The 14,533-nt window shown below is 69.2% G+C and carries 16 protein-coding genes; 1 reads left to right on the top strand and 15 read right to left on the bottom strand.

From position 1 onward, the window contains the following. Positions 1 to 86: 86 nt before the first annotated feature. The 3 genes from ACGFWE_RS18780 to ACGFWE_RS18770 form a co-directional block, all read right to left on the bottom strand. A complete protein-coding gene (locus ACGFWE_RS18780) occupies positions 87 to 716 on the bottom strand; it encodes a hypothetical protein (RefSeq protein WP_393600510.1) in 630 nt (209 codons plus the stop codon). Beyond that, positions 716 to 2,953, bottom strand: a complete 2,238-nt coding sequence (locus ACGFWE_RS18775; protein ID WP_393600509.1) for a hypothetical protein — start codon at positions 2,951 to 2,953, stop codon at positions 716 to 718. Before ACGFWE_RS18775 ends, ACGFWE_RS18780 begins: the two co-directional genes overlap by 1 nt. A gap of 66 nt (positions 2,954 to 3,019) precedes the next feature. Next, the gene (locus tag ACGFWE_RS18770; RefSeq protein ID WP_393600508.1) at positions 3,020 to 3,358 is read right to left on the bottom strand and encodes a hypothetical protein; all 339 of its coding nucleotides are present in this window, start codon (positions 3,356 to 3,358) and stop codon (positions 3,020 to 3,022) included. 311 nt (positions 3,359 to 3,669) lie between these two features. Between ACGFWE_RS18770 and ACGFWE_RS18765 the strand changes: the two genes are divergently transcribed. Further along, positions 3,670 to 4,902, top strand: a complete 1,233-nt coding sequence (locus ACGFWE_RS18765) for a cytochrome P450 (protein ID WP_393600507.1) — start codon at positions 3,670 to 3,672, stop codon at positions 4,900 to 4,902. A 45-nt stretch (positions 4,903 to 4,947) separates the two neighbouring features. On the opposite strand, the gene ACGFWE_RS18760 is transcribed toward ACGFWE_RS18765, so the two are convergent. From ACGFWE_RS18760 to ACGFWE_RS18705, 12 genes are all read right to left on the bottom strand, one after another. Next, a complete protein-coding gene (locus tag ACGFWE_RS18760; protein WP_393600506.1) occupies positions 4,948 to 5,568 on the bottom strand; it encodes an OmpA family protein in 621 nt (206 codons plus the stop codon). 8 nt (positions 5,569 to 5,576) lie between these two features. After that, the gene (locus tag ACGFWE_RS18755) at positions 5,577 to 6,152 is read right to left on the bottom strand and encodes a hypothetical protein (RefSeq protein ID WP_393600505.1); all 576 of its coding nucleotides are present in this window, start codon (positions 6,150 to 6,152) and stop codon (positions 5,577 to 5,579) included. A 34-nt stretch (positions 6,153 to 6,186) separates the two neighbouring features. After that, a complete protein-coding gene (locus ACGFWE_RS18750) occupies positions 6,187 to 6,816 on the bottom strand; it encodes a pilus assembly protein TadG-related protein (RefSeq protein ID WP_393600814.1) in 630 nt (209 codons plus the stop codon). Next, positions 6,813 to 6,974 (bottom strand): Flp family type IVb pilin, encoded by a 162-nt coding sequence (locus ACGFWE_RS18745; RefSeq protein WP_249125848.1) that lies wholly within the window; start codon positions 6,972 to 6,974, stop codon positions 6,813 to 6,815. The genes ACGFWE_RS18750 and ACGFWE_RS18745 overlap by 4 nt, the downstream gene beginning before the upstream one ends. Positions 6,975 to 7,086: 112 nt before the next feature. Further along, complete coding sequence (locus ACGFWE_RS18740; RefSeq protein WP_393600504.1) at positions 7,087 to 7,884, bottom strand: response regulator; 798 nt, start codon at positions 7,882 to 7,884, stop codon at positions 7,087 to 7,089. Positions 7,885 to 8,036: 152 nt separating this feature from the next. Beyond that, complete coding sequence (locus ACGFWE_RS18735) at positions 8,037 to 9,326, bottom strand: histidine kinase (RefSeq protein WP_352389257.1); 1,290 nt, start codon at positions 9,324 to 9,326, stop codon at positions 8,037 to 8,039. Positions 9,327 to 9,342: 16 nt separating this feature from the next. Further along, on the bottom strand, positions 9,343 to 10,230 hold the full coding sequence (locus ACGFWE_RS18730; RefSeq protein ID WP_352389258.1) for a DUF5936 domain-containing protein: 888 nt from the start codon (positions 10,228 to 10,230) through the stop codon (positions 9,343 to 9,345). A 17-nt stretch (positions 10,231 to 10,247) separates the two neighbouring features. Then, the gene (locus ACGFWE_RS18725) at positions 10,248 to 11,192 is read right to left on the bottom strand and encodes a type II secretion system F family protein (RefSeq protein ID WP_393600503.1); all 945 of its coding nucleotides are present in this window, start codon (positions 11,190 to 11,192) and stop codon (positions 10,248 to 10,250) included. Positions 11,193 to 11,202: 10 nt separating this feature from the next. Beyond that, positions 11,203 to 12,540: a CpaF family protein gene (locus ACGFWE_RS18720; protein WP_393600502.1), complete on the bottom strand. Its 1,338-nt coding sequence runs from the start codon at positions 12,538 to 12,540 to the stop codon at positions 11,203 to 11,205. A gap of 12 nt (positions 12,541 to 12,552) precedes the next feature. Beyond that, entirely contained in the window at positions 12,553 to 12,906 is a 354-nt protein-coding gene (locus ACGFWE_RS18715; protein WP_393600501.1) for a TadE/TadG family type IV pilus assembly protein, read from the bottom strand. A gap of 1 nt (position 12,907) precedes the next feature. After that, positions 12,908 to 13,279, bottom strand: coding sequence for a TadE/TadG family type IV pilus assembly protein (locus ACGFWE_RS18710; protein WP_352388956.1), 372 nt, complete (start codon positions 13,277 to 13,279; stop codon positions 12,908 to 12,910). After that, a complete protein-coding gene (locus ACGFWE_RS18705) occupies positions 13,276 to 14,526 on the bottom strand; it encodes a CpaE family protein (protein WP_393600500.1) in 1,251 nt (416 codons plus the stop codon). The genes ACGFWE_RS18710 and ACGFWE_RS18705 overlap by 4 nt, the downstream gene beginning before the upstream one ends. Positions 14,527 to 14,533: the final 7 nt, after the last annotated feature.

The following is a 14,533-nucleotide window of genomic DNA, read 5'->3' as shown; positions in this document are numbered from 1 at the left end:
TGCCGGTGGGCATCTGGAGGCGCCCGACACCGAAGCCCAGTGTCGGAACCCCGCAAGAATTGCCGGCGTCACCCCCCCGGCAACCGTCAATCCAGTGCAGGCAGTGTGCCCTCCGGTAGCGGATCGACGGACTTGCATTGAGTCGGCAGAGCGGCCACACGGGCTGCCTGTACCGCGATCTCGGCCAGATCCTGACGGTGGTCACCGGTCTTGGAGACTGCCGGGCCTCGAGCTGAGACATCGATACTCAGGGCCATGGCCCGGCCCTGGGAATCCTTGCGTGTGCAGTTGAGGTAGATCGCTGCCGCGTTGGGCGACGAAAGCGCTCGGGTCCCGGCCTTGAACGACTTGAGCCCGTCCCTGTTGACGACCCCGTCCGCCAAGAGGCCTTTCTCCCATGTGTCGGCAGACATGGTGACGGTCTGGCTCTCAAGGTAGAAGACACTCTCGCCGTCAACTGAGATACGGCAGGTCGAGTTCAGTTCGTCGGCAATGTCACTGCTGCGCGAACTGGCCGAGGATGCGAAGTTCTTCCCCTGTGGCAGGATGCGCTCGAACGAGACCAGCTGATTCTGGAAGTCGTCGCCGGCGCAGATGTCGCGGCTGTCGAGGTGGGCCTTCTCAGGACCGGGCAATGCCCTTCCGGCGAAGAACCCTCCCACGAGGCAACCAGCCAGGGCGACAACACTGGTTGCCACTACCACTACAGTTTTCATCAGTCTCTGCTTTCCGCGCCCAGGTCCCGCCCGTATCCGGACAGGTTGGCCTGCGCTTCGACAATTCCCGCGGTTGTCTCGCTGGCGATGATGCTGTTGAAGTTCTGGGTGTGCGAGGTTCCGTGGGCCTCAATCGCCGCCTGCACGGCGTCCTGGTTCACCTGCGCGGTGGAGTCCTTGACGTGCTGCCAGTCCTGGCCGGTGCTGTAGACGACCTTGCCGGTGCTGTCCTGCTCCTTGCCATCGACGATCTGGCTGATGATGTCCCCGCTGATCGTGGTGGCCACACCGCCCACAACGGCTCCCGTGGCAGGCGTCGCGATGAAGGACGTACCGACTCCGATACCGGTACCCACCATGCCGGACGCCCAGGCTCCGTTGCGTTCCAAGGCGTCGTTGTACTCCTTGTCGGCCTCCACGGCATCCCCGATTTCCGTCTCCTGGCGGCCGACGGCGATAGCTCCTTGGATCTCACCCGACGAGTGAGCGATGTTCTTCAGGGCTTCGTCCGTGTCCGGCGCATAGGCGTCCGGGTGCTTGAGGTGGTAGTCGTACAGGTTTGCCGCATAGGCGGTCTGTCCGAGGTTGACTGCGGCGTACCCCTCGGGGCTCTTGCCGACCGTCATGAGGAACCTTGCCGCATCTTGTTCGCCGAAGTTCGCCTGTGTTCCCTCCAGCGGGAACAGGGACATTCCGTCTGGCGACTTGTCGCTGGCCATGGCCCTGCTGAAATCCGGCATGTACTCGGCGCTCATCCGGCCAAGACTGTCGTCCATCCCGTCCCGAGCCATGTCCGGATCCTTGGAGACGCCCTGGACGATCTTCTGCATGATCTCGGCCTGCTGGTCTGTGTGCGCAGGGAGGTCCTTCGGCGGCGCTTCGTCATAGGGGTGCCCGGTCGTGGCCGCTTCCAAGGCATGACCCAGTTGGTTGTAGCCGGTGATGGGAGCTGGAATCCGTTCGCCGGTCTCCGGGTCGAAGGCCGGCCACTCCTGGTCCTGGAACCATTTCCGATCGTCGGTGAGGTAGTCGAAGTACTCCTCGTTTCCGAAGATCTTCGTCGCTGCTTCAGGGCAGCGACCGAGGCCCTCCATGTAGCCGGTCATGGGGTCGGTGCTGCCTTCGTTGCTGCCGAAGTAGTTCAGCTTGCCGACGCCGTTGTCACCGAACCAGTCAGCCTCGACGTCCTTGCCGAACGACTTGTCGGTGGCGATGAGAGCCTTGCCGTAGTCCTCCATGAACTGAGGCTCGTACTTTCCGTGCCGCATCAGGCTGCTCATCACCTGGAATCCGGCCGGGTTGCCGGCGTCATCGATACCGAGCGGCTTCGGGCCGAGTCTGATGACTTCCTTCTTCCAGTCCTGCATTTCCTTGCTGTCGGACTGGGTGGCGGTCCCCAGGGTGTCCCCGAGGTCCTTCTGAAGCTCCTTCAGCAGCTGTTCCCGCTCTGGCCGGGCCGCGCCGTACTGCCCGGCGGGATCCGCCATGTCTGCCCAGAACGCCAAGGTGCCTCGGCCACCCAAACCGGTGGCGAACTTCTCGGCGAACTCTTGGTCTCCCTTGTTGGCCCGCAGCAGTTCGTTGAGCTGCCTGAGCTCCTTGTCCGACATGTCCGAGCCCTTTTTAGCCAGGTCCAGGGCACGTGAAGCATCGGCCGCGTCGAGGGACATGACGACCTTGGAGTTGAAGTTGGCCGTGTTGCCGCCCAGGTCGCGGCGCAGGGCCCAGCATGCTGTTTCGTCGGCGTCGGCGGCCTGTTGGAGGACGGCTTCGATGCGGCGGGCGAAGGCGTCGCAGGCCTGTTGCTGTTCGCGGATGAGGGCCTGGCCGTCGGGGTCGTGGTGGGCCCAGGTCTGCTGGTTGGCGTCGTTGCGTGGGGTGACGACGCCGGTGGCGCTGACGTGCAGCTCCTGTTTCGGGGCCGCTACCTCGGAGAGGTGGATGAGGTCGTCCTTGGCCTTCTTCAAAGCGCCGTGGAATGAGGCGAGGACACCGGCGATGCCCTCCGCCTCCTTCTGGGCGTCCTCGAACTCCTGGTGGGCGGCGCGGACATCGCTGTCCGCCTTGGCCGCCGTCAGCACGGGCTGGTGCCAGCCGGCCTGCTTGAAGGGCGCCGCGACCTCGTCGCCGTACGCGCTGTGCAGGCCCTTGAACTTGGTGGCCGTCTCCCGCCAGCGGTCGGCCGCGGCCTTCAGGTTGCTGAGGTTGAGGTGGTACAGCTGCTCGTACGTCGGCATGGCTGTGGTGGTCCCCGTGGTGTGGTGATCGCAGATGGCGGTGGTGGGATCGCGTCAGCGTCAGCGTCAGCCGAACGGTGACGGCTTGCCGGACAGGGAGCGCATGGTCTGCGTGTTCGCCGTCTCGGTGTTCTGGTAGAGCAGGCCCGAGCCGCCGCACTGGCGGGAGAGGCCCTCGCACGTGGACGCGAGCGCCGAGACCTGGCTCGACCAGGTCTCCGCCAGGCCGCTGAGCGCTGCGCCGAGGCCGCCGTTCCAGTTGCCGCTGCCGAAGTCCTTGGATGCCGAGCGGGTCTCGTCCACCGGGTGGGCGCCGGCGGTTCGTGTCCGTCCCGCCATCTCCTGCGCGCCGGTGCCCGCGCGGTTCAGTGCCGCCGGATCCTCGATGTCCGTGCCGCCCGACATGCCGTATCCCCCGTTGTTCGCTGCCGCCCCTCGCCTTTCGGGGCTTTCGGTTTGTTACGCGAATCGATTTGCGGTGAGCGAGTAAAAAGTATCACCGTGGCGGGATGACCTTCCCGGCCTCGGCTGGATTTCGACCCTGACGACACAGACAGGGAGGAGTCGTAGAGCCGTTGCTCTCGCATACGCCCAGTATTGGGCACAGGCACCTCTCCGGATCCGGCCAATCAGCCATCCGTCAGCCGTCTGACGGGGAGTTGTCAGGTTCGCGGGGTGCGATGTCCTCGGCTTCCTTCCCCCCACCGAGGAGTGTCATGACCCACACCCCTGCCGACACGCAGGACGAGGCCGTTCCCGACTTCCCGATGCCCCGGGCGGCCGGGTGTCCGTTCGCTCCGCCCCCGGCGATGATGAGACTGCACGCCGAGGAGCCGGTCTCCCGGGTCCGGCTGTGGGACGGCAGCGTGCACTGGCTCGTCACCCGCTACGAGGACCAGCGGGCCCTGTACGGCGACCCGCGCCTCAGCGTCGACACCACCCGGGCGGGCTTCCCCTACCTGAACGAGGCCTTCCGGGAGACCGCCGCCAAGAACCCGCCGTCCTTCCTCAACATGGACGACCCCGACCACGCGCGCATCCGCCGGATGGTCACCGGTTCGTTCGCCGTCAAACGTATCGAGGCCCTGCGCCCGGCCGTCCAGCGGATGACCGACGACCTGATCGACCGGATCCTGGCCGGGCCCAGGCCGGTCGACCTGGTCGAGGCACTCACGCTCCCGCTGCCGTCGCTGGTGATCTGCGAGCTGCTCGGTGTCCCGTACGAGGACCACGACTTCTTCCAGGCCAACAGCAAGGTGGCGCTCCGCCGGGACGTGACCGCCGAAGCGGTTCGGGCCGCCTTCGGCGAGATCTACCAGTACCTGGGCGGCCAGATCGACGCGAAACTCGCCGACCCCGCCGACGACATGCTCTCCGAGCCGGCCTCTCGGGTACGCACCGGTGATCTCACCCACCACGACGCCACCATGCTGGGTGTCCTGCTGCTCGGCGCCGGGCACGAGACCAGCGCCAACATGCTGGCCCTGGGCATCCTCGCGTTCCTGGAACACCCCGACCAGCTCGCCGTCGTCCGCGACACCGACGACCCGAAGGTCCTGGCGTCCGCCGCCGACGAGGTGCTGCGCTATCTGACCGTCGTCCACAACGGCCAGCGCCGGCTCGCCCTGGAGGACCTGGAGGTCGGTGGCCGGTCCATCCGCGCCGGTGAAGGCGTCATCATGCCGGGCGCCACGGGCAACTGGCAGTCCGCCGTCTTCCCCGAGCCCGAACGGCTCGACGTCCGCCGCGACGCCCGTCGCCACATGGCCTTCGGCTTCGGCATCCACCAGTGCCTGGGCCAGCCCCTGGCCCGCCTGGAACTCCAGGTCGTCCACCACACCGTCTTCCGCCGCATCCCCACCCTGCGCCGGGCCACCGACCTCGACAGGATCCCCTTCAAGGACGACGGCATCGTCTACGGCGTCTACGAGCTGCCGGTGACCTGGTGAGGGCCACGAGGATGCACCGGTCACTGAACACGGCCGAGCGGTCGGTCAGTTCTCCCCCCGCGGGAAGGACACCTCGACCCGTCGGTTCTTCTTGCGGCCCGACTCCGTCGAGTTGGAGGCGATCGGGTAGTCCTCGGAGTAGCCGCGGACCTCGTAGGTGATCCCGGAGTCCTTCAACTCCTGGTCCAGGACGTCCTGTACGGCGTTGGCGCGCTGCCGGGAGAGGGTGCGGCCGTGGGCGTAGCTGCCGAGGTCGTCGGTGAAGCCGAAGACGCGGATCCGGGTGGCGTGCTGGTTCTTGATCTCCGCCGCGATCGCGGAGATACGGGCCTTCGCCTCGCCGTTCAGCTTCGCGCTGTCCTTGCCGAACAGGACCTCTGCCTGCAGGGCGAACTTCACGTCCGCGTTCGTGTCCTCACGCCGTTCGTCGCCGCTCTGGTCCTCCACGACCTGCTTGATGTCCAGGACCTTCGGCTCGGCGAGGGTGGCGCCCTCGGGGAGCTTCAGGTCCGGGTCGTTGGGGTCCACCTCGACGGGTGCGGTGGCGGAGGGCTCGGTGCCCGGCGGCACGCTGGGGCCGTCGTCGGCCTGCGCGGCGGGGAGGAACACGGCCGTGAGGAGCGTGGCCGCGGTCAGGGTGAGGGCGAGGCGGGGAGCGGTGGTCATGGGGTGCCTCACCCGGAGATCTGGATGGTGGCGGAGGCGAAGGTGGGGAGTTGGAAGGTGACGTCGGTGGTGTTCGTCGGGGGGGCCGGGAACTGCATGAACACCGGGATGGACGCGCCCGAATCGATCCTCGGCATGCCCGTCGTCGTCAGGGGCCGGCCGTCGGTGTCGCGCAGAACGTAGTAGCGCTTCTTGGACTTGGAGTCGACCAGAGTCGCTCCGCCCAGTGACGAGCCGTGCCTGATGATCTCGGTCTCGTCGCCCGCCGTCCGTACCGAGACGCGGGCCGCCTTGTCGCCGTCGTTCTTCATCTCGCCGCTCACCGTGAGGAATCCGCCGGAGTCCCGCTGCACGGAGTCGATCCGGAGGACGAGCCCGTCCTCGCCCTTGAGTTCGGCGACGGGCTCGTCCGTGCCCTCCTGGGTGCTCGCGCCGGAACTGCCGCTCTTGGATGCGGACGCGGACGCCTCCGGCTTCTTGTCGTCGCCTCCACCGCCGCAGCCGGCCACGCCGACGGCCAGACCGGCCGCGATCGTCAGCGCGACCATCCCCCTGCGGGCCTTCGCCGTGAACCGAATGCTCATCACTGCGCTTCCTTCACCACTCGTGGTTGGTTTGTCAGTCGGCCAGATGCACGTCGAAGAGATCCTCGGGCTTCGGGAGATCCTTGAGATCCGTCGGGTCCAGAGTCCATTCGCGTTCGTCGCACGTGAGCGTCGGCAGCACGTCGGCGTCCGCGTCGGCGTCGGCATCGGCGTCCGCGTCGGCGTCCACTCCCGGCAGTTCGAATGTGCAGGCCGATTCGATCACGGCAGTGGCCTGCTGTACCGACCTCTTGTTCTCGGTGCCGGGGACGATGGAATCACCGACGGTCTTGTTGGTCGTCGCTTCGACCTCGTAGCCCGGGGGCATCCCCGACAGCGCCGTGCAGGTGACCGTGGCGTCGTTCTGCGCGGCCAGTTGGTCCGCCCGTGGGCAGCCGTCGAACGGCACCCCCAGGCCGTCGAAGATGTCCTGCCACTTGGTCGGATCGAGGACGTTCTCCACCCACTTGTCGGTGAGCTTGTCCCGCGTGTCCAGGGCCGCCGCCAGCGCCGCCGCGTCGGCCGCCGTCTGGGCGCCGTTCCGGTTCGCCCCGGCCTGACCGACGGCCAGGAAGGCGAACGCGAGAAAGAGCAGGCCCGCCACCACCGTGATGTAGATGGGGAAAGCCTGCCCTGCGTCGTCGTGCCGAGGGGCCCGCGTCAGGCGCCGATGACCTCGTCGATCTTGTCCACAATCGCGTCGTAGATGGCCTGGCCGATGTCCGTCCCCGTGATCGCCAGCACGATCGCCACCACCACCGCGATGATGCCCAGGTACTCGACCGCGGTCTGACCCTTGTCGTCGTTGAACCGGTTGCTCATCGTGAGACCCTTCGGTGTCGCCGCCATCGACCACCGGAACGTAGACCTTCGGATCCCGGTCGGCGCAGGGTCCCTGGGCCCAAATCCGGGCCCAAGCTCGCATGGACACGGCTCACCCCACCCCTCGGCCCGAACTCGGGGCCGTGCCCAGCCACTTCGCGGCGGCCTCGGAGCGGCTCGTGCTGTGGAGCTTGGCGAAGATGCGGTTGATGTGGTTCTTGACCGTCTTCTCGCTGATGAAGCAGGCGGCGGCGATCTGCTGGTTGGTCATGCCGGATGCGATGAGGTCCATGATCTCCGCCTCCCTCGCGCTGAGTTGGAAACGCGACCTGTCCGATGACGACTGTCCCACAGATGGTTGCAGTTGCGAAAGTCCCTTTAGAGCAATTGACGTTGCTGGGTACGGCAGATGCGGACTTACGTGTGCATTCGCATCGCGTAGTTGCGCCAGCAGGGCGGTCGCCGCCGTGGGCGTGAGGTGGGTGCGGCCCCGCGCGGTGTCCCGTACGGCCAGGACGAGCTGGTCCGCGGTGAACTCGCCGTGCACGAGGTAGCCGTCGGCTCCCCGGCGCAGCGCCTCCTGGACGGTCTCCGGTTCTCCGCTGTACGTCAGCATCAGCACCGGGGCGATCGGTACCAGGTACGGGAGCGCCGAGATGCCGTCCACGCCCGGCATCCGGACGTCCAGGAGGACCACGTCCGGGCGGTGCCGGCTCGCGGCCTCGTACGCCTCGCGGCCGTCCGCCGCCTCCGCCACGACCGTGATGTCCGGGCGGCCCGTGAGGAGGGCGGTGAGGCCCGCTCGGACCACCGGGTTGTCGTCGGCGACGACGATCCGGACGGGGGTGACCGGGGCCGTCGGGAACAGCGCGATCGGTGGGGTGGGGTGCTGGGGGTCGTCGTCCGGCATGTCACGGCCTCCTCTCGGGTGGGGTGCGGGGGTCGTCGGTCCGGCGGTCACCGGTCCGGCTCGCATCGGTCCAGCCGTCATGGGTCCGGCTCGCATCGGTCCAGCCGTCACCGGTCCGGCTGTCACCGGTCCAACCATCACCGGCCCGGTAGTCATCCGTCCGCCCGCGGCGGTGGCAAGGGCAGTTGCAGGAGCACTTCCGTGCCCTTCGCGTCCGTGCCCCCGCCGATGTGGATACGGGCGCCCACCGACTCGGCGCGTTCCACCATGCCGACCAGGCCGAAGTGGCCGGAGCGGCGCAGTGCGTCGAGGGTGGTGTCCGGGGGGAGGCCGCGGCCGTCGTCCTGGACGCTGATGCTGAGCAGTTCTTGGTCGGGGTCGACGTCCGCCGTGACGTCGACGCGCGTGGCCTCGGCGTGCCGGTGGGCGTTCTCCATCGCCTCCTCGGTGATGGTGAGGAGCTGGCGGGCCACGGGGTGCGGGACGGCGAGCGCGGGGTGGGAGTGGGTGGGGGCCCGGTAGGTCGCCTGGAGGGTCGTACGGGCGCTGAAGTTCCGCGTGCGGGCCGCCAGTTCTTCGAGTACGTCCGTGGTGGGGGCCGGGTCCCGGCGCAGGTCGGTGAGGAGTTCGCGGGACTCCGTCGCCGCTCTGCGGGCCGCTCGGGCCACCAGCTCGGCCTGCTGTTTGAGCAGGGCCGGGTCCGGGGCGGGGGCGGCCGCCGACGCCGCCAGGCCCTCTGCCGCCAGGGCGACGCCGTGCAGGGTCTTCGCCACCGAGTCGTGCATCTCCCGCGCGAGCCGGGCCCGTTCCTCGCCGACCGCCTCCGTCACCGCGAGGCGGGCCTTCATCGCGGTGAGCGCCTGGGTCGCGGTGCCGAAGCGGAGCAGCAGGTTGCGCAGGGTGGAGCCGACCGCGCCCGTGATCACGCAGAAACCCGGGAGCAGCAGGATGTCGGCGGGAGTCGTGTTCGGGTGCGGGAGGGCGGTCTGGGCCAGGAGCAGGATCAGGGACTGCAGGGACGCGAAGACCGCGGCGCCTCGCCAGCTGTAGGCGATGCCGGCGAGGAGGGGGGTGCAGACACTGACGTACGCGAGGGTGGTGTCCGGGCCCGCGGAGATCAGCAGGAGGCTGCCGAAGAGGGTGTCCGCGGCCAGGAGGGTGGGGTGGCGCAGGAGGAGGGGGCCGAAGCGTTCCCAGTCCCTGAAGAGGGCGTACGACACCATGAAGGTGACGACGACCGCCGCGCCGACCAGGCGGGTGCCCAGGCCGGGACCCGCGTTGAGGAGGGCGGCGGGGGCGGCCAGGGCGATCATCGCCAGGCGGAAGCCGAAGACCTGGCGGCACATCGCCTGCAGGGCGTTGACCTGGATGTCCAGTGCGGGCACGTCGGAGGGACCCACCCGGCCTGAGGCGGGATGGCTGTTCCTGCGCGCATCCGTCATCGGCATCGCCCGGTCCCTACTTCCCCGTGATCGTGCCGAAATCGGTGCCCGAGCCGAGCAGCAGTCCCGCGGCCAGCAGGAGCATCGTGGCCGGGACCATGAAGGTGGTGATCATCATGGTGGCCTTGGGGACCGCGCGGGCGGCCTTGCGGCGGGCGTTCTGGGCGTCCGTGCGGCGCATGTCCTTGGCCAGGGAGACCAGGGTGTCCACGATGGGAGCGCCCAGTTCCTCGCCCTGCTGGAGCGCCGTCACGAACATCGCGACCTGTTCGGAGTCGTTGCGGCGGCGCAGCTCCGCGAAGGCCTGGCGGCGGCTCATGCCCAGGTCCATCTGGCGCAGCGTGATGCGCAGTTCGTCGGCCCAGGGGCCCTCGTACTTGGAGGCCACCCGGTCCAGTGCCTGGCGGAAGCCGAGGCCCGCGCTCACCACCACCGCCAGCACGTCCAGGAAGTCGGGGAGCGTGCGCTCGATGACGTCCTTCCTGACCCGGATCGCCGACCAGATGCCGACCTCCGTCCAGAACGCCCCGAAGGCCAGCAGGAGCAGGGCCACCAGGATCTGGCCGCGCAGGAGGAAGACCAGGAAGCCCAGGGCGCCGAGGAAGCCGTAGACCGCCCTGCGGGCCGCGTAGCGGTGGATGGTCAGGCCGCCCGGGTTGCCCGCCAGGTCGATCTTGCGGCGGTATTTCGCCACCTGTTTGGGGCCCATCAGACGCAGGACCGCCGGCGCGTACCGCATGCCCATGCGGTCGATCAGGGAGTCGACCGCGCCGGTGCGGGTCGATCCGACCTCCAGTGCCAGCACCAGGTCGCTCGGCAGTTTCGCCTCCGCCCGGTACATGCGGATGCCGGCGAAGACGCCCCACACGCTCACGGCCATCAACAGGGCCAGTCCGATACCGATCACAGCCGCCCCCCCTCTCAGACGTCGATCCGTGACAGGCGGCGGATCAGGATGAATCCCACCGCGTACAGGGCGAACGCGATGATCACCGCGCCCTGGCCCAGCGGTGAGCCCGTCATCCGCTCCAGCGCGCCGTCCTTGACGCCGTTCATCAGGAACAGCGAGCCGACGCCCAGGACCGGGACCGCGTACGACGTCATGCTCACCTGGGAGAGCTGGGTGCGGACCTCGCGCCGGGTCTCCTTGCGTTCCTCCAGCGTCTCGGTCAGGTTCCTGAGGGCGCTGACCACTTGGCCGCCCGCCCGGCTCGACAGCACCAGGGTCGTCACCAGGACCACCAGCTCCCTGGACGGCAGTCGCTTCGCCATCTCGTCGAGCGCGTCCTCCATCGACACGCCGACCGCCAACTGGTTGGCCACGTTGGCCAGTTCCTCCCCTGCCGGTGCTTCCAGTTCCTCCGCCGCCATGCCTATCGCGGTGCGCAGGGCGAGACCGGCGTGGGTGGCGTTGGCCAGGATGCGGGCCAGTTCGGGGAGTTGGTTGATGAACTTCTCGATGCGCTTCTGGCGCTGCCAGTTGAGGAACTGCACCGCCGCCCAGACGCCCGCCAGGCCGGCCAGCGGGCCGAAGAAGGGCGCCAGGGCCGCCTGTCCGACCAACCACAGGCCCCCGACGAGTCCGATCATCGCGGCGAAGAACTCGCCCGGCGTCACGTCCAACCCGGTCGCCGCCAGCCGCAGTTCCAGCTGCCGGCCGAGCCGGGTGCGGCGCAGCCTGCGGTCCAGGTCCCGGAAGTGCCGGCGGCGGCCGGTGTACGGCACCTGGCCCGCGGCCGACAGCCGGTCGACCAGTGCCGCCCGCTGCGCCCGCCCCTTGGCGTAGACGTGGACGCCCACGACGGCGAGGGCGCACGTCAGCAAGGTGGCGCCGACGGTGAGCGTGACGAGGGTCTGCAGGTCCATGGGGTGGGTCCTACCTGGCTTCTCGGATGGCCAACTGGGCCGCGGACTGGGCCACCCCGAACGCCTGGGGGGTGGGCTGGCTCGCCATGTAGAGGCGGTCGACGGCACGGCGCGGCAGCGGGAAGTACGCGAACCGGCCGTAGATCCGGCCGTCCGCCGCCATGGGCTGCGCGTCGAAGCGGGCCACCGTGGCCAGCCGGTACGGCTCGGCGCCGTGGCTGTCGAGCAGGGCGATCTCGGTGATCCGGCGGGCGCCGTCGGCGAACCGGGTGAGCTGGATGATCACGTCGACCGCGCTGTTGATCTGGTCGTGCAGCGCCTCGAAGGGGATCTCCACCTCCGACATCGAGGCCAGGGTCTTCAGCCGCATCAGCGCGTCCTCCGCGTTGTTGGCGTGGACCGTGGCGAGGGAGCCGTCGTGGCCCGTCGACATCGCCTGGAGCATGTCCAGGGACTCGCCGCCACGGACCTCGCCGACCACGATCCGGTCGGGGCGCATGCGCAGCGAGTTGCGGACCAGGTCGCGGATGGTGACCCTGCCCTGGCCCTCCACGTTCGGCGGCCGCGACTCCAGCCGCACCACGTGCCGTTGCTGGAGCTGGAGTTCGGCCGAGTCCTCGATGGTGATGATCCGGTCGCCCTCCGGAATGAGCCCGGACAGCGCGTTGAGCAGGGTCGTCTTCCCCGTGCCCGTCGCGCCCGACACGATGATGTTGAAGCGCGCCTGCACCAGGGCCGCCAGCAGGTACAGCATGTTCTCGTCGAGCGAGTCGAAGCCGGCCAGTTCCTGCAGCGTGTAGGAGCGGGGGAAGCGGCGGATCGTGAGGATCGCGCCGGTCAGGGAGAGCGGCGGGATGATGACGTTGACGCGTTCGCCGGACGGCAGGCGCGCGTCGACCATCGGGTTCGTCTCGTCCACGCGCCGGTTGACCGTGGAGACGATGCGCTCGATGGTCTGCATCAGCTGGTCGTGGGAGGGGAAGCGCAGCGGCAACTGCTCGACGCGGCCGCAGCGTTCGACGAAGATCGAGTCCGGGCCGTTGACCATGATCTCGGTGATGGAGGCGTCTTCGAGCAGCGGTTCCAGGATGCCGAGGCCGAGTGCCTCGTCGACCACCCGCCGGATCAGCTGCGAGCGTTCGACGGTCGACAGGACCGGCCCCTCACGGCTGATGATGTGCCCGAGCACCCGCTCCAGGCGGGCCCGGCGCTCGGCCGCCGCCAGTGCGCTCATCTCCGCGAGGTCGATCTCCTCCAGGAGCTTGGCCCGGTAGGAGGAGACGAGGTGGCCGTCCTCGCCCCGGCTGCCGTTCTCCTCGGGGGTGTTGATGCGGGACCGCAGACTCATGGGGTACCTCGTTCAGTGGTCGAGCGGCATGGTGGCGGTCTTGACGGCGGGATCGAAGCTCCAGCCGGGGACGATCGACGGGATCTGCACGGTGGCCGTGACGGTGACCGAGTCGCCGCCTCCGCCCTCGGCGCAGTCGACGGACAGCCAGTCGCTGATCGCGTTCACACAGCCGTCCTGCGCGCTCAGGTCCAGCGAGGCGGCCCGCGCCCCGGCCCTGGCCGCCGTACCGGCCTGCTGGGCGGTGTAGGCGATCAGCCCGATCTGGACGCCCGCCATGGCGACGAGGATCAGGATCGGGATGAAGCCGAGGTATTCGAGGGCCACCTGACCGCGGTCACGCGTGCTCTTCGGGGAGTACGACATCTCAGTCCTTGTCCTCCTCCACCGCGCCAGCGTGGCCGTCGACCTGGAAGGGGAAGGCGATCGCACCCGGGAACAGGACGGGGACGTCGAGGTGGACATCGGCCGTGACATAGCCGCCGCCGGTGCTGCAGTTCACCCGGCCGCTCCAGGCGCCCGGCAGCTTGTCCAGTCCCGCCTGCTCGCACGCGGCCTCCCGCTCCCCCGGCGCCGCCGCCGTCGCGGCCCGTACCGCCTCGTCCGCAGCATTCCCCGCGAGCGAGAACGTGTACCCCAGCAGTACGAACTGCCACATCAGCACCAGCGTGATCAGGATCAGCGGGGTCATCCCGAGGAACTCGATCGTCACCTGTCCCTCGTCCCGGCGCGGGCTCATCTGCCGAGCTCCTTGCGTCGCCGGAAGGTCAGCGCGCCGCGCTCCCGGCCGCCGTTGCGATGGGAGTTCGTCTCCGTGCCCTTGACCAGGCCCAGTTCACCGGCGAGCGTCCACAGGGCCTGCTTGACCGTGCCCTTGGCGTCGAGTTCGTGCACCCGGCCCGCGTCCACCGCGCCCTGGAGCTCCTTGAAGTTCGCCGGGATCACGGTCGCCGCGACGCCCGTGCCGGTGATCTTCTGGATGAGCGCGGGCTGGATCTCCGTACCGCGGCTGTGCCGGTTGACGACGACCGTGGTCTCCTCGGCCTTGCGGACCTGGAGGCGGTCCCACATGCGCACGGCACGCTTGGCGCCGCGTACGGCGACCACGTCCGGGGTGGTGACCAGCAGGGCCGTGTCGGCCATCTCCACGACCGCCGCGCCGGCCCCGCTGAGCTGGGCGCCGCAGTCGACGACGACGACCTCGTAGCGGGAGCGCAGGGCGCTCACGATCTGGCGGGCGGCGCGCTCGGTGACCTCCTCGCCGCGTTCGCCCTCGCCGGGGGCGAGCAGCAGCGCGAGGCCGGTGTCGTGGGGGAAGACGGCGTCGGCGAGGACACGCGGGGAGATGTCGGTGATGGTGGCCAGGTCGACGACCGAGCGGCGGAACTGGACGTCCAGGTAGGAGGCGACGTCGCCGGTCTGGAGGTCCAGGTCGAGCAGGGCGGTGGTGCGGCCGGAGGCCTGGGCGGCGAGGGCGAGCTGGATGGCGGTGGTGGTGGCGCCGACGCCGCCCTTCGCGCCGCTGACCGTGACGACGGTGCCGCCGACGCCGGTGAACACGTCCGTGACGGCGCCCAGGTGCCGTCGTACGCCCGTGGACCACTGGGCGACCGCGTGCACCCGGGTGGCGAGCTCCTCGTAGCCGAGCGGGAGGGCGATGAGGCCGCGGGCGCCGTAGTCCATGGCGGCCTGGAAGAGGCCGGGGCTGACGTCGGAGGTGACGAGGATGACGCCGACGGCCGGGAAGCGCAGGGCGACCTCACGGATCAGCTCCAGGGCCGGCACGGGACCGATCCGCTCGTGGACGACCACGACCTCGGGCAGCTCGTCGATCGACTCGGAGGCCAGGCGCGCGAGGGTGTCGATGAGCTGCGTGGAGTCGGTGACCGGGGCGACGGGCTCGGCGTCCGGGAGCTGGCTGAGCAGCGTGGTGAGGGAGCGGACCGCGTCCGCGTCGCCGACGGCCGGAAGGATCCTCGTGGGCATGGCGGCC

This window comes from Streptomyces sp. NPDC048523 (genome assembly GCF_043199815.1).
Taxonomy (GTDB): domain Bacteria; phylum Actinomycetota; class Actinomycetes; order Streptomycetales; family Streptomycetaceae; genus Streptomyces.
This window is presented reverse-complemented; position numbering and strand designations above follow the sequence as displayed.

What these genes read in the sequence shown, in the direction of transcription:
- ACGFWE_RS18780 (WP_393600510.1), bottom strand. Translation starts at nt 716, where the DNA reads ATGAAAACTGTAGTGGTAGTGGCAACCAGTGTTGTCGCCCTGGCTGGT.
- ACGFWE_RS18775 (WP_393600509.1), bottom strand. Translation starts at nt 2,953, where the DNA reads ATGCCGACGTACGAGCAGCTGTACCACCTCAACCTCAGCAACCTGAAG.
- ACGFWE_RS18770 (WP_393600508.1), bottom strand. Translation starts at nt 3,358, where the DNA reads ATGTCGGGCGGCACGGACATCGAGGATCCGGCGGCACTGAACCGCGCG.
- ACGFWE_RS18765 (WP_393600507.1), top strand. Translation starts at nt 3,670, where the DNA reads ATGACCCACACCCCTGCCGACACGCAGGACGAGGCCGTTCCCGACTTC.
- ACGFWE_RS18760 (WP_393600506.1), bottom strand. Translation starts at nt 5,568, where the DNA reads ATGACCACCGCTCCCCGCCTCGCCCTCACCCTGACCGCGGCCACGCTC.
- ACGFWE_RS18755 (WP_393600505.1), bottom strand. Translation starts at nt 6,152, where the DNA reads ATGAGCATTCGGTTCACGGCGAAGGCCCGCAGGGGGATGGTCGCGCTG.
- ACGFWE_RS18745 (WP_249125848.1), bottom strand. Translation starts at nt 6,974, where the DNA reads ATGAGCAACCGGTTCAACGACGACAAGGGTCAGACCGCGGTCGAGTAC.
- ACGFWE_RS18740 (WP_393600504.1), bottom strand. Translation starts at nt 7,884, where the DNA reads ATGCCGGACGACGACCCCCAGCACCCCACCCCACCGATCGCGCTGTTC.
- ACGFWE_RS18735 (WP_352389257.1), bottom strand. Translation starts at nt 9,326, where the DNA reads ATGACGGATGCGCGCAGGAACAGCCATCCCGCCTCAGGCCGGGTGGGT.
- ACGFWE_RS18725 (WP_393600503.1), bottom strand. Translation starts at nt 11,192, where the DNA reads ATGGACCTGCAGACCCTCGTCACGCTCACCGTCGGCGCCACCTTGCTG.
- ACGFWE_RS18720 (WP_393600502.1), bottom strand. Translation starts at nt 12,540, where the DNA reads ATGAGTCTGCGGTCCCGCATCAACACCCCCGAGGAGAACGGCAGCCGG.
- ACGFWE_RS18715 (WP_393600501.1), bottom strand. Translation starts at nt 12,906, where the DNA reads ATGTCGTACTCCCCGAAGAGCACGCGTGACCGCGGTCAGGTGGCCCTC.
- ACGFWE_RS18710 (WP_352388956.1), bottom strand. Translation starts at nt 13,279, where the DNA reads ATGAGCCCGCGCCGGGACGAGGGACAGGTGACGATCGAGTTCCTCGGG.
- ACGFWE_RS18705 (WP_393600500.1), bottom strand. Translation starts at nt 14,526, where the DNA reads ATGCCCACGAGGATCCTTCCGGCCGTCGGCGACGCGGACGCGGTCCGC.